At 39.3% G+C, this 12,758-nt stretch carries 12 protein-coding genes; 6 read left to right on the top strand and 6 right to left on the bottom strand.

Annotated elements, in window-relative coordinates; all coding sequences use genetic code 11:
- Positions 1-3: 3 nt before the first annotated feature.
- From GM920_RS16145 to GM920_RS16125, 5 genes are all read right to left on the bottom strand, one after another.
- Complete coding sequence (locus tag GM920_RS16145; protein WP_182959398.1) at positions 4-1,245, bottom strand: M56 family metallopeptidase; 1,242 nt, start codon at positions 1,243-1,245, stop codon at positions 4-6.
- Complete coding sequence (locus tag GM920_RS16140) at positions 1,242-1,610, bottom strand: BlaI/MecI/CopY family transcriptional regulator (protein ID WP_182959396.1); 369 nt, start codon at positions 1,608-1,610, stop codon at positions 1,242-1,244. Before GM920_RS16140 ends, GM920_RS16145 begins: the two co-directional genes overlap by 4 nt.
- 241 nt (positions 1,611-1,851) lie before the next feature.
- The gene (locus tag GM920_RS16135; RefSeq protein WP_182959394.1) at positions 1,852-3,168 is read right to left on the bottom strand and encodes a sensor histidine kinase; all 1,317 of its coding nucleotides are present in this window, start codon (positions 3,166-3,168) and stop codon (positions 1,852-1,854) included.
- Positions 3,169-3,843, bottom strand: a complete 675-nt coding sequence (locus GM920_RS16130; protein WP_182959392.1) for a response regulator transcription factor — start codon at positions 3,841-3,843, stop codon at positions 3,169-3,171.
- 9 nt (positions 3,844-3,852) lie between these two features.
- Positions 3,853-4,164 carry a hypothetical protein gene (locus GM920_RS16125; protein WP_182959389.1) on the bottom strand — a complete coding sequence of 104 codons (312 nt, stop codon included), beginning with the start codon at positions 4,162-4,164 and terminating at the stop codon, positions 3,853-3,855.
- A gap of 240 nt (positions 4,165-4,404) precedes the next feature.
- Here GM920_RS16125 and GM920_RS16120 point away from each other — a divergent pair, with 240 nt between their 5' ends.
- Complete coding sequence (locus tag GM920_RS16120) at positions 4,405-5,037, top strand: hypothetical protein (protein WP_182959387.1); 633 nt, start codon at positions 4,405-4,407, stop codon at positions 5,035-5,037.
- 25 nt (positions 5,038-5,062) lie between these two features.
- The gene (locus GM920_RS16115; RefSeq protein WP_182959385.1) at positions 5,063-5,635 is read left to right on the top strand and encodes a hypothetical protein; all 573 of its coding nucleotides are present in this window, start codon (positions 5,063-5,065) and stop codon (positions 5,633-5,635) included.
- 109 nt (positions 5,636-5,744) lie between these two features.
- Here the strand turns inward: GM920_RS16115 and GM920_RS16110 are convergent, their stop codons facing one another.
- Positions 5,745-6,470 (bottom strand): DUF4397 domain-containing protein, encoded by a 726-nt coding sequence (locus tag GM920_RS16110; RefSeq protein WP_182959383.1) that lies wholly within the window; start codon positions 6,468-6,470, stop codon positions 5,745-5,747.
- Between the two features lie 99 nt (positions 6,471-6,569).
- Between GM920_RS16110 and rpiB the strand changes: the two genes are divergently transcribed.
- From rpiB to GM920_RS16090, 4 genes are all read left to right on the top strand, one after another.
- Positions 6,570-7,025, top strand: a complete 456-nt coding sequence (rpiB, locus tag GM920_RS16105) for a ribose 5-phosphate isomerase B (protein ID WP_182959381.1) — start codon at positions 6,570-6,572, stop codon at positions 7,023-7,025.
- Between the two features lie 670 nt (positions 7,026-7,695).
- Positions 7,696-8,238 (top strand): RNA polymerase sigma-70 factor, encoded by a 543-nt coding sequence (locus tag GM920_RS16100; protein WP_182959379.1) that lies wholly within the window; start codon positions 7,696-7,698, stop codon positions 8,236-8,238.
- Between the two features lie 63 nt (positions 8,239-8,301).
- Positions 8,302-9,255 carry a FecR family protein gene (locus tag GM920_RS16095; protein ID WP_182959377.1) on the top strand — a complete coding sequence of 318 codons (954 nt, stop codon included), beginning with the start codon at positions 8,302-8,304 and terminating at the stop codon, positions 9,253-9,255.
- Between the two features lie 131 nt (positions 9,256-9,386).
- The gene (locus GM920_RS16090; protein WP_235964556.1) at positions 9,387-12,746 is read left to right on the top strand and encodes a SusC/RagA family TonB-linked outer membrane protein; all 3,360 of its coding nucleotides are present in this window, start codon (positions 9,387-9,389) and stop codon (positions 12,744-12,746) included.
- Positions 12,747-12,758 lie beyond the last annotated feature (12 nt).

Raw genomic sequence — 12,758 nt, 5'->3', positions numbered from 1 at the left:
TGTTTATGGAAGAATTTCAATCTCAGGTTTTGCTTCTTTTTGCTTTTCTGGTGTTGGCGCTTTATCTCGTGTTACAATTGGCGGTGGAAATTTGACCACTCCTTTCTTCTTCGTCTTGTTTGTTTTCTTAGCTGGTTTTCCGTCCCATTTTACAATTGGTGGTGGAAACTTCACCTGATCTACTTTTTTTGATGGTGCTTGAGGTTCTTGGGGTGGAGGAGGAGGAGCTATACGGGGTTCAGCGGGTGGGGGAGGTGGTGCCACTGGAGCTGGTTTTGGAGCTCTTGGTATAGTACTTTTCTTATCCGTTTTTTTGCTTTCTTTTTTAACGGGTTCTTGGAATGTAAGACTGTTTGTGGATTTTTCCGGATATAGATCTACCAGACTATAGTCTTTGGTAAAAGCCATAGTGGATGTGCCTAACATTGCGGCGGCAATTGGCAATGCGAACAGGAGCTTGAGCCTTGCTCTTCCTGTTGATTTTTCCTTGTTTAACATGTTGATTCTCTGTTTTAGTATGGATTGATTAAAGATGTGATTACTCAAAGGGTTGGCCTCCATTCCAAAAGAATTCTTAATCAGAAATAATGCATAATCATATTTTCCGATTTCTTTTAAAGTGGTTTGTTCATCTGCAATGTATTCATGTAATAATTTAATGTCTTTTTTTAGGAGGTAAGTGATGGGATTAAACCAGTTCAGGATCTGAATGATTTCAAAAAAGATGATATCCAGGCTATGTCTTTGGCGAATGTGTACCAATTCGTGTTTCAGGATGGTTTCTTTTCCTTGAATGTCAGGCTGGATAAATAGTAAATTGAAAAAGGAGAAAGCTACGTTGTGCTGATTTAAGCTAACATAGGTGATTTTGTCTTTATGGTATCTATCAGACTTTCTAGAAAGCATCAAAATTTGATACAAATCTATAATCAGTTTTAAACTGAAGGCTAGCGCTACTCCGAGATAAAGGAAATAGATGGCGACCTCAAGGAACTGAAATTGGGCTTCATTACTACTGGTTTCGACTAAAATATTGTTTACATTTTGCTCAATTCCCCTTCCAAAAAGTTCGTTCAGGTATCCTATCTGCAATACCGGCAGACTGAATGCCATTAAAGTGCTAAGGATTAGAAAAAACCTGTTGGCAGAATAAAAGGTTTCTTTATGCAACAGCAGACGGTAAATTCCGTAAAAAACGGCAAGGTATAAGTTAGCCTCCAGGAGATAATAGAACCAGTTCATCATTTCTTGTTTTTAAGTTTTTCTGCCATTTGTATCAATTCATCAAGGGCCTCCATATCCATGTTTTTCTCTTTTACCAGAAAGGAGACCAGACTCTCATAAGAGTTTTCGAAGTAATTGTTCATTACTTTGTCAAATGCGAAGTGTTTGTACTGGTCTTCAGTGATGACTGGAAAATAGATGTGTGTATTGCCAACTGCCTTATGGTCAATAAAACCTTTGCCTTCTAATACCCTAATCACAGTAGATACGGTATTGTAAGCTGGTTTCGGTGGATCCATTTTTTCAATCACATCTTTTGTTAAGCCTTCCTTTATCTCCCATAAAATCAACATCACCTGTTCTTCTGCCTTTGTAAGTTCTCTCATTTTATTCCTTGATTGTTTTGTTACATAAAGATACTACTATTTTTATAGTTTCAAAACTATTTATGTAGTTCGGAAACTATTTACATAGTTCAATAGTTTAATTGACTGTTTATCAGTATATTAATTTTAACTTGTTGTCCCGTTGTTTCAGTTGGTTGTAAGGGAAATACTGAGGTGTATGCTTTATAGCCTTAGAATGACGCTAAAAGTATTGCTTGGTCCAATGGAATAAGAATTTGTTTTATTTAGCAGGGAAGATTAAAGTAAAAGTGGTGCCTTCCTTTACTTTTGAGCTCACCAGGATCTCAATGTCATGGTATTGCGCAATACTTTTTACGATAGAAAGGCCTAGGCCGTAACCTACATTCTCTGAAAGGTTTGCTTTTCTAAACCGGTCAAAGATGAAATCCAGGTCTTCTTCAGCAATCCCAATTCCGGTATCCTGAATCATGATGGAATAACCATTTTCGGGAGTATGGCTATCTGTAATGAGAATGCTTCCCTGATAAACATTGTATTTTATGGCGTTGTTGATCAGGTTGTAAAACAATTGGAATAATAAGTCCTGATTTACATTGACCAACATCTGGTCTGTTTTTAAATCTACTTTAAGTTCAATTTCCTGATCCAGCAGCCGGTGGTTAATCTCTTCCAATACTTCATTGATGAGTACAGAAGGCTTAACATGAGCAGATTTTACGAATTGCTGGTTTTCAATTCTCGAGATCAATAGGAGTGCGTTGGAGATTTTCTTGAGACGGCTCAATGTTTTCATCATCTCAATAATTTTTAATACGACACTTTCCGGAAGATTTTCATCTCCTAACAAGTTTTCCATCTTATTTTGAAGGATACTGATTGGAGTCATGAGTTCATGAGAAGCATTAGCTGTAAATTCTCGTTCTTTCTCAAAAGCTTCGTTGATTTGATCCATCAAAAGAATCAAGGATTCATCCAGGTATTTAAAGTCCTGCGTGGAGGTGGGGACAGGAGGAGAATAATCTTTGAAAGGAAATTTTCTATTGATCAGTTTACTTTTTATGATCTTACCTAAGGGTTTGATGAGGATTCGGGTAAAGATAAGGTCAATCAGGAGGGTAAGGGCGATGAGGCCCATCAATACGTATAAGGCCGTCTTTTGTAAAGTTTTGTTGTACTGATTGATGCTGGAAATGCTTTTTCCAATTTCTAAAAGATAGTTTTTTTGATCGTAATTGAAGGTGTGGATGAGTATTCTGTAGGTTAAAGTATCACGTTCTACAATACGTTGAGCCGTTTTTATAGTGTCAATGTGTTTATTCTTCGCAGCTGGTTCGAGTGCAATGTATTCTTCTTTAAGCATCGTGTAGCTTCCATAACTGTCATCTCCTTGCAAGTAGTGTTGGATACCATTTTTCTGCACCACATTAATTACCTTGTCTTGTTGACTTCTAAGGGAATAATTCGTGTATTCAGAAACGATCTGACTGACTAAAAAAGGCAATGAAAATACAAATAACAGGACAACCACCAATTTGGAGCTGGTGATAAACAGGATGAGCTTTGATGATAATTTCATTTATTTTCTGATTCTGTATCCTACGCCACGTACGGTTTCCAGGAAATCGGCTGGTGCCCAGACATTCAATTTTTTTCTGATATTTTTGATGTGGGCATCAATATAGTTGGAATCATAATCGTCGTCTGCAAAGGTGCCCCAAATGTGTTCACTAAGTTGCATTCTGGTCAGCACGCGGTTATTGTGCAGAAATAGATAACTCAACAGATCAAATTCTTTTCTGGACAATTCTATTTGATTTTCCTGGAATAGGATCAGTCTCTTTTGGAGGTCGACTTGAAAATCGCCTAATGGCAACAACTCTTCTTTTACGTTGAATTTCCTACGGGCAATGGCTTGCATCCTGGATTGTAGTTCTAATAAAGAAAAGGGTTTAGGGAGATAATCATCGGCACCAAGATCTAATCCGGCAATGCGGTCTTCCAGGTTTCCTCTGGCAGTTAAGATGATGTATGCGGCATCTGGATTGTGTTTTTTCGCTTTTGGTAGTAGGCTAAGTCCATCACCATCAGGAAGCCCAAGGTCCAGTAAGATAAAGTCATAGCTGTTGCTTTCCATCTTCTCCAAACCATCTTTAATGGTATGAGCCAGGTCACAAATATAGAAGGCTTTTTTCAGGAAGTCCTCCATTTCATAAGCCAGCGTTTTTTCATCTTCAACAATCAGGACTTTCATGCGGGTTCTTTAGTCTTTTCTTCTTCTATCATCCCTTGAAGGACGTTCTCTTTTTTCAGATTCTCTTCTTCCTGGTTTTACTTCACCCGGTTTCTCTTGTCTTCTGGATTGGGGTACTTCTTTGACATCTGGTTTTTTCCTTTCCTTGCCACGTTCCTGTCTTTTATCTCTATTGTCCTGATAAAAGTGCTCATTTGAAATCATGATGTCCTCTTTGGAAAACAGAGGGATAGCCGGTTTGTCGCTGGCAAAAGAGCCAAAGGGAAGTCCTACGAAAAGTAAGGCTGCGGTATATGAACGTAAGAATTTATTAGTGCTCATGATGTAAATATATGGAAAGTTTGCCTCTTCCGAGGCAAACTAGCCCTCCCTCATTAAAACATTGTGTGTTTGTTTTATTATCTGCGCCACTTGTATTGAATGATACGAAGGTGCAGCTTGAACATGAAATTAAGATGAAAAAAGAAATTTATTAATAATTTCAAAAATTCATGTTCATTTCATGTTCGCTATAGACATTTGAATCAACAAACACACAAATGAAATTTTAAATAGCGGGTTATGAAAAAGTTATTAGTATTAGGGCTACTCGGCGTAATTGGATGGATGCCATTTAAGGCTTCGGCACAAATCAGTGTCAGTTTGAATATTGGTTCTCAGCCATTATGGGGACCGGTTGGCTATGACCATGTAGATAATTATTATTTACCGGATATAGAGTGTTATTACAATGTTCCAAGACGTCAGTTTATTTATATGGATGGTGGTCGTTGGATTTACGCTTCGAATTTACCATCAAGATATAGAGGATATGATTTATATAGTGGTTATAAGGTAGTGATCAATTCCAGAGACCCTTACCGTGATTTTGACAACCATCGTATGAGTTATGCGAGATATAGAAATATCAGAACTCAACAAGTGATCAGACATAGTCATGATTCTAGATATTATGTGGTAAAAGGACACCCATATTATGGTGGAGGTGGCCGACCTGTTTTTAGAGACAATGACAGAGGGCACGATAATTGGAAAGGGAATAAGAAGTACGACCGTGATCGTGGCGACCGCTTTGAGCGAAGAGAAAACGGACGCGGTGATAGAGGATATGACCGCGGAGACAGAGGAAATGATCGTGGTGGCGACAGAGGACATGATCGCGGTGATCGGGGACATGGAAGAGGTAGAGGTTAATCAATTGATGTAAAAAACAATTAGGATGAAAAAGCTAATCATTTTGAGTTTGCTCGGAGTAATGGGGATTTTACCCTTCCGTGCAGCTGCACAAATCAGTTTAAATATAAACATTGGATCACAACCTTTATGGGGTCCAGTAGGTTACGATCATGTAGAGTATTATTATCTGCCAGATATCGAGAGCTATTATTATGTTCCAAAGCAGCAGTTTGTCTACCTGGACCGGGGAAAATGGATTTTCTCTAGAAACCTGCCTTCAAGATACAGGAATTTTGACTTGTATAATGGCTACAAAGTGGTGGTAAATTCCAGAGATCCTTACCGAAATTTTGACAATGATCGCCGCCAATATGCGAGGTACAAAAATGTACGTACGCAACAGGTAATCAGAAATAGTAACGACAAAAGGTACTATGTTGTGAAAGGGCATCCTCATGGAATGCCTCCAGGACAAGCAAAGAAATATCCTTCGAGAGAATCGAGGCCACAAGCTAGCGATAATCGTGGAAATGAAAGGAATAATCGTCCAAACGAAAGAGAGCAACGAGGAAACGATCAGGGTAAGAAAGGAAATGAGCATGGACGTGGTCATTAAAAATGAAATTAAGTACACACACAAATAAGTATTCATGGATCTAGGGGTAGATCCAAAAAAAACAGGCCTTTCCTGATGGAAAGGCCTGTTTTTTTTGTCGTTTTTTTTATTAATTGTTAACCAGCTTTGCAGTCGCTTTTTGCTCTTGCCCTGTTGGAGTAACCATTCCAATGCTTAGAATGGTATAAATGCTGCCCGCTTTGAACTCTGTATCAACCAATTCTGAAATCACTAGCCCTGTTCCTTTTTCTTTGATTTGGAGGGTCAGTTTTTTAGCCTCCACGTCAATAAAGTCACTATTTTCTTTATAAGCTTTATCACCGATTAAAGTTGCGCCTTCTTTGATGCCCAGCTCTAATGAAGTTGCATCTGGTGTAAGGTTAATGAAACGGATCATCGCTTTGTCTACAGGCATCTTCGTTATTAGATCATTGATGACCAAATAATCCAGTTTGTCTTCTTTTCCAATTAGAAAAAGAGAATAAGCCTTATTATTTTCCAGGGTTATTTTTTTTGTGATCAAGCTTTCTGAGCTACTTGCTGTGGTAAATTTAATGGACTGTTCGCCGGTATTGAGCTTTAAATAAGACATGGCACCACCAAATGGTAATGCTCCCGGGCTGGCCAGTCCATTATTTACATAAACATTATAAGTAGCTGGGGTAGGCGAGGTGTTCACAAACATCATGGAGGATGATTCTGGAACTGGTGTTTCTTTGGTGGAGCAGGCTGTAAGGAATAAAGTGCTCATGGTTAGTAAAGCGCCGGTCATCATCTTGTTAAAGTTTCCGGTAATTTTGATCGTAGAAAGATTCATATGGAATGTGTTTAGCATGTTATTTGTTAAAACGAGGGCAGCTGTTAAAACGCTACAAGAGCTCTAAGAAATTGCCAGGCTGGTTGAATTGGGAATGAAATTTGCGTGTCTTCCGATATGAGAGTTATTCTAGGGGCGGACCATGCGGGGTTCCCATATAAAACGATATTAGCTTCAATGTTAAAAGAGGCCGGTTATGAGGTACTTGATCTTGGTACGCATACCGTGACACCGAGCGACTATCCTGATTATGCAGCGGCAGTAGCGGAGGCTATCATCAATAAAGAAGGTGAGCGTGGGATTTTAATTTGTGGAAGTGCGGTAGGGGTGAGTATTGCGGCGAATAAATTTAAAGGCATTCGTGCGGGAGTATGTCATGATACTTATTCTGCACATCAGTCTGTAGAGCATGATGATGTGAATATCCTATGTTTAGGGGCGCGTGTAATCGGCTTGGAGTTGGCAAAAGATATTGTTTATACGTTTTTAAAAGCAGAATTTTCCGGAGAAGAACGTCATGTAAAACGTTTAGAAAAAATCTCGGCTATAGAAGCAGGCTGGGGTTCAAAATGACCCGGTCTTGTTGTTGGTAAAATGTGCAAAACCTGTTAATAACACGTTTATAACTTGTGGATTTCGTATTAAAAATATATTGTAAATGTCTTTGCATTAGTCAATTATAGTTTGTAAATTAGATGTATCAAAAAGGAAGTATTTTAGCCGTTTGAAAGAAAGACTTCAAAAAGAATATGTGCCGTAGGGCCAAAGATTCTGAAGATTTCAATGGATTAGTAAAAGATCAAATTCAAAGGAAACAGAGAAAATGATGCTTAAAATACCTTCGTTGTTATTGAAGGTATACTCACTAAATTCGGGACAAACATTAGACCTAAACATTATTCTAAGGAACGATGGAAAAGTAGATTTCAGAGGGATCAAAGTTGAAACATACTAAGAGAACCAAAGGAGGTTAGAATGACAGAGCATTTGATGCTTTTTCAATGCTACGGCAAAGGAAAGGTGGAAACGGAGAACCAAATCGCTAGAAGAGGGACTCCGTTTTCTTTTTGCCCGGAATTTTCTAACAAACCTAAAGGTATGCCGGAATCTGCTGTGAGGGTTCCTTTAATCAGCCTTATTATTAACTAAAAGATTTCTTAACGTTAAGGGAATATGACTGCGGTAGATTTGGAGAAATTACCAAGGGGACAATCAAATGATATCAGAGACTGAATTGCTTTCAATGCTACAGCACGGAGCACATAAGGCTATGGAAGATATTTACCTGCGCTATTGGGAAGATGTTTTGGATGCTGCTTATAAACGGGTACGTGATGAGGAAATTGCACAGGATATTTGTCAGGAGATTTTTATCTCCCTATGGGAAAACCGCGCTAATATTCAGCTGAAGGGGCCATTGATTGCTTATTTTCTTGGCGCGGTAAAGTACCGTGTGATTAATTATTTTCGTTCTTCACAGCTTAAAGAAAAACACAAGGAAGACTTGCGTCTTTTGATTTGTGGGGAGACTGAATTGTCGGCGGCTCAGGGTTTGATACTTAAAGAGCTTCATCAAGAGGTGGAGGAGGCAATTCAGGAGTTGCCAGAAAAAATGAGGATTATATTCTCTATGAGTAGGCAAGAGGAGAAGTCCATCAGAGAAATTTCTGAAGAGTTGGACCTCTCTGCCCAAACGGTTAAAAATCAAATTTCATCGGCATTAAAAGTCATGAAGAAAAGGCTGTCTTATCTCCTGCTATTATTCATTTTCATCTTGTTCATCTAAACTTAACCTAAGCGTAACAACCTTGGTTAGTACCTTCTTTTGTTTCATTTGACTTAGGTGTAGATGACAAAGGAAGAACAGGCGCAATTGCTGCTCAGTAAATATTTAAAAGGAGAAACCAGTCCGGCGGAAGCGGAACAGGTAGAACAATGGTATCAATCTTATGAAGGCCAGGAAACTTTAGTAAAAAATAGAAAATCGGAAATATCCGCAGAAATACGTTTGAAGCTTCAGTCTCAAATGGAGCAAAAGGGCGGAGCTAAAGCCTACCGGGTTTTTGCGCTTCATCCATTTGCTAAGGTTGCAGCAACACTATTTTTGATCATGGCCACTGCAATTGGCTATTGGTCGGTTTACAAAACTGAAGCGGTTAAAGCGCGGTTCTTTACCCTGAATACAAGTTCTGGAGAGCAGAAGACTGTATTGCTTAGTGATGGCTCAAAGATTGTGATGGGACCGCTTTCAGTGTTGGTGTACCCACAAAACTTCGGAAAACACAATAGGATCATTTCGCTCAGTGAAGGGGAAGCCTTCTTTAGCGTTGCTCATGAGGAGAAACGCCCTTTTATCGTGAAAACAAGTAATCGCCTATATACCAAAGTGCTGGGGACTTCCTTTCGCATAAAATCTTTTAAAAAGCAAGACCATATTACCATTCAGGTAGCTACAGGAAAAGTGGCAGTGGGGAACCCGAATCAACTATTTGGTACGCTGGTAAAAGGACAAGAAATTTCTTATGATAAAGTAAATCAGCGTGCTGAAATCAAGGAAAGCGCGGTTATACCAGTTGACCTTAAATTTGAAGGCATTGCCCTGGAAGAATTAATACATAAACTGGAATATGTCTACAATATCCAGATCTCCTTGAGCAGCCCTGCTTTGGGGAGATTAAAATGTACCGGAATCTTTAATACCAAGCAAAGTCCAGCAGAAATTTTGGAGATCATTTGCAGTCTCCATCAATTGAAATTCAGGACAACCGAAAATCATAAAACTTTTAATGTGTATAGAAAATGAGGGTTTAAATCAGATCAATAAACCGGAACTGATTAGATCAGTCCCGGTCAATACTAAAACCGGCTTCCTAACGACAATTACAAAGCCGGAATATTTTAAAACAAAATCAAGGTTATAAAACAATTAAAAATATGAAAAAATCCTCACTAAAGAGGTCACCAGCTCTTTTTAAAGTCATGAAATACTCATTGTTAACTTTTTCTATACTCTGTACCTTTTGCGGAGCATTGTTTGCCTCGTCTACAATGGCTCAGGTACTGGAGAAAAGTAGGGTGACGATTAAAGTCGGCCCAAATCGTGCTACCGTCTCTATGCTCAAAGAAATTGAGGCCAGCACCGGATTACATTTTGTATACAACCCTGATGCAGTACACAGCCACCAGATTCAGGAAAATATTTCTTTTAAAAACGAACGTGTTGCTGCGTTATTGACCCTGATGGGCTTCAATTTCAAGGAGCAGGCTGGACATGTTATCCTCAGAAAAATACCTGTTCCAGCGGCAAAACCAGACCGGAATATTTCAGGAAAGGTAACAGATTCTTTAGGTATGGCGATGCCTGGGGTTTCTGTGAAGGCCTTGGGGACGGCAAAGGCAACTACCACTGATGTTAATGGTAAATTCATGATTTCAGTTCCTGAAAATGGGACTTTATCGTTTTCCATGGTGGGTTATAAAACAAAACAAGTTAATGTTGGGGATCAGCAGGAGCTCAATGTCGTATTGATGGAAGATAAATCACTGTTATCGGAAGTTGTTGTAGTTGGTTATGGTACTCAGAAGAAAGCTACGCTTTCCGGAGCTGTAAGTACGGTTTCTTTAGATAAAGTGTCTTCGAGATCAGTGAATAGTATTGGGGAGGTATTGGCTGGAAAAGCACCTGGAGTAATTGTAACCAACGAGGGTGGTGACCCTACTTCTGGCCCAAGGGTGAATATTCGTGGTTCCGGTGGGATTAATGGGGAGAGTGTACTTTATGTTGTTGATGGTTCAATTTTTCCTGGAACACCAGTGCTTAATCCCAATGATATTGAATCTATTTCTGTGTTAAAAGATGGTGCTGCAGCTATTTACGGTGCCAGAGCCTCAGGAGGCGTAGTTTTAATCAGCACAAAAAAAGGAAAGACCGGTAAGATGGAAGTTAGCTTTGATGCCAAAGCCGGTGCCCAAAGTGCCTGGAAAAAGTTAACACCATTGAATGCTGAACAAAGAGCTATAGTGGCTGAAACCGCCGCGAAAAATGGTAAAACGGCCTTGCTTCCTGCTTTTGATGCCACGAAATATCCGGAAGGAAGAATTACACGTACCAATTGGATGGACGAGGTATTCAGAACAGGGAAAACTCAGGATTATAACCTTGCTGTGTCTGGTGGGTCAGAAAAATCAACTGCATATTTAAGTTTCAATTACCGCAAAGCGGAGGGGATTGTCTTGAATACGGAGGTAGAACGTTACAATTTCAGAATCAATTCAGATCATAAATTGAACTCCTGGTTGAAAATCGGAGAGAATCTTTCCTTTAGCAGTACAAATGGACGTGGTGCAAATACGAGTAGTGATTATACAGGCGCATTATTGTCGGCCGTTTATTATCCTGCGAATGGAACGCCATACAATCCGGACGGCAGTTTTGCCGGTTTACCAGGGGGTGCCTTTGCCGGCGACTATGGGGATATTATAAACCCGGTAGCAGAATTAAAACGCATCGACATCCACAGACCAGAAAATGTGCTGTTGATCAACCCTTATATGATTTTAGACCTGGCTAAAGGCTTAACCTTTAAATCTAATTTTAGCCTGACCAAAGAGTTCAACAACAGGAAAATCTTTACTCCAAAACGTCCGGAAGTTGGAAAACCTGTACTGATCAATTCCTTAGAAGAAGGTTCGGCGAGGAAAAATGACTTGTTGGCAGAACAGATTTTGAACTATAAAACAGTGATTGGAAGTCATCAGTTAGATTTCACCGGAGGTTTCTCCTTTCAGAAAACAAGGTATGATGAGTTTTATGTAGTTGGGAAAGGTTTTGATGATGAATCCCCATCAAAGCGGTATCTGGTGAATGCTACGGTATTTGAACCCGCAGTAAGCAGGGTACAAAAAACGGCCATGTCATCTTTGTTTTTGAGAGCGAATTATAATTACCAGGAAAAATACCTGTTGTCATTAATTGGTCGTCGCGATGGGACTTCTATGATGCCTAAATCGGCAAATAAATATGCCAATTATTATTCTGCTTCCGCAGGATGGGTATTGACGAAAGAGAATTTTCTGAAAGAAAGTACCTGGTTAAACGAGTTGAAATTGAGAACCAGTTATGGTGTTTTGGGTAATCTGGCAAGTTTATCACCTCAAGATGTAAGCCCTTTATTGAGTAGCACCTTGTCGTATTTTGGACAAACTCCACTGATTAATAATGGCTATGTGTCTACGGTGTTGGAGAATCCAAACCTGACCTGGGCGGAATCTAAACAAACCAATGTTGGATTGGATTTAGGGCTGATGAAAAATACATTCACCTTAACTGCAGATTATTTTATCAAGAATACCGATAAAATGATTTTTACAAAACAGCTTCCTGGAACCGCTGGTTTGGAAACGCAAACGATTAATGCAGGATTAATCAGGGATAATGGGATTGAATTGGGCATCAATTATAACAGTGACCAGCAAAAAGAATTTAGCTATTCTATTGGTGCAACACTCACGAAAGTGAATAATAAAGTGATTAGTCTAGCTCCGGGTTCAACAGGTTTTCCAGTAGATAAGAACTTTAGAAATGAATTGGCGCCATTGTTCGTCAAAGTAGGAGAACCACTGTACAGTTATTATGTATTGAAAACGCAGGGGATTTTCCAGACTCAGGCCGAGGTAGATAGTTACACCAATGATAAAGGAGAGAAGATTCAGCCTAAAGCAAAACCTGGAGATTTTAAGTTTGCCGATTTAGACCATAGTGGCTCTATTGATGGTGGAGATCGCTATTTTGCAGGTAGTGCTTACCCTGATTTTTCTTATGGCTTTAGCTTTAACGCTGCTTATAAGAACTTTGACCTGAATATATTCGCTCAAGGTGTTTCTGGAAATAAGTTGTTTAATGCCGTGAAAAGAACGACTTATAGCGCTAGCGGTCCTTCTTATAATAAGCTAACGGGTATCCTGGATGCCTGGTCGCCAGAAAATCCTGCTGGAAAAGTTCCAATCATTTCTACTTCTGATGACAATGGAAACTTTAATGCCTCAGATTTTTATATTGAAAACGGCTCGTATTTACGTATTCGCAATGTGACCTTGGGCTATACCCTCCCTAAATTATTCACTAATAAGTTGAAAACAGGTGCTATTCGTGTGTACGGTACTGCAAATAACTTGTTTACCATCACCAAGTACTCCGGTTTTGATCCCGAAATCGGAATGGATAACTACGGTATGGATGTAGGTAGGTACCCTCAGGCAAGAAGCTTCCTCTTAGGTCTTAGTGTGAATTTATAATTTTTAAAAGAA

This window comes from Pedobacter gandavensis (assembly GCF_014172405.1).
Taxonomy (GTDB): domain Bacteria; phylum Bacteroidota; class Bacteroidia; order Sphingobacteriales; family Sphingobacteriaceae; genus Pedobacter; species Pedobacter gandavensis.
The sequence above is the reverse complement of the archived record's forward strand: the minus strand, read 5'-3'. Positions and strand labels throughout refer to the sequence as shown.

What these genes read in the sequence shown, in the direction of transcription:
- GM920_RS16110 (WP_182959383.1), bottom strand. Translation starts at nt 6,470, where the DNA reads ATGCTAAACACATTCCATATGAATCTTTCTACGATCAAAATTACCGGA.
- GM920_RS16135 (WP_182959394.1), bottom strand. Translation starts at nt 3,168, where the DNA reads ATGAAATTATCATCAAAGCTCATCCTGTTTATCACCAGCTCCAAATTG.
- GM920_RS16115 (WP_182959385.1), top strand. Translation starts at nt 5,063, where the DNA reads ATGAAAAAGCTAATCATTTTGAGTTTGCTCGGAGTAATGGGGATTTTA.
- GM920_RS16095 (WP_182959377.1), top strand. Translation starts at nt 8,302, where the DNA reads ATGACAAAGGAAGAACAGGCGCAATTGCTGCTCAGTAAATATTTAAAA.
- GM920_RS16125 (WP_182959389.1), bottom strand. Translation starts at nt 4,164, where the DNA reads ATGAGCACTAATAAATTCTTACGTTCATATACCGCAGCCTTACTTTTC.
- GM920_RS16090 (WP_235964556.1), top strand. Translation starts at nt 9,387, where the DNA reads ATGAAAAAATCCTCACTAAAGAGGTCACCAGCTCTTTTTAAAGTCATG.
- GM920_RS16140 (WP_182959396.1), bottom strand. Translation starts at nt 1,610, where the DNA reads ATGAGAGAACTTACAAAGGCAGAAGAACAGGTGATGTTGATTTTATGG.
- GM920_RS16145 (WP_182959398.1), bottom strand. Translation starts at nt 1,245, where the DNA reads ATGATGAACTGGTTCTATTATCTCCTGGAGGCTAACTTATACCTTGCC.
- rpiB (WP_182959381.1), top strand. Translation starts at nt 6,570, where the DNA reads ATGAGAGTTATTCTAGGGGCGGACCATGCGGGGTTCCCATATAAAACG.
- GM920_RS16130 (WP_182959392.1), bottom strand. Translation starts at nt 3,843, where the DNA reads ATGAAAGTCCTGATTGTTGAAGATGAAAAAACGCTGGCTTATGAAATG.
- GM920_RS16120 (WP_182959387.1), top strand. Translation starts at nt 4,405, where the DNA reads ATGAAAAAGTTATTAGTATTAGGGCTACTCGGCGTAATTGGATGGATG.
- GM920_RS16100 (WP_182959379.1), top strand. Translation starts at nt 7,696, where the DNA reads ATGCTACAGCACGGAGCACATAAGGCTATGGAAGATATTTACCTGCGC.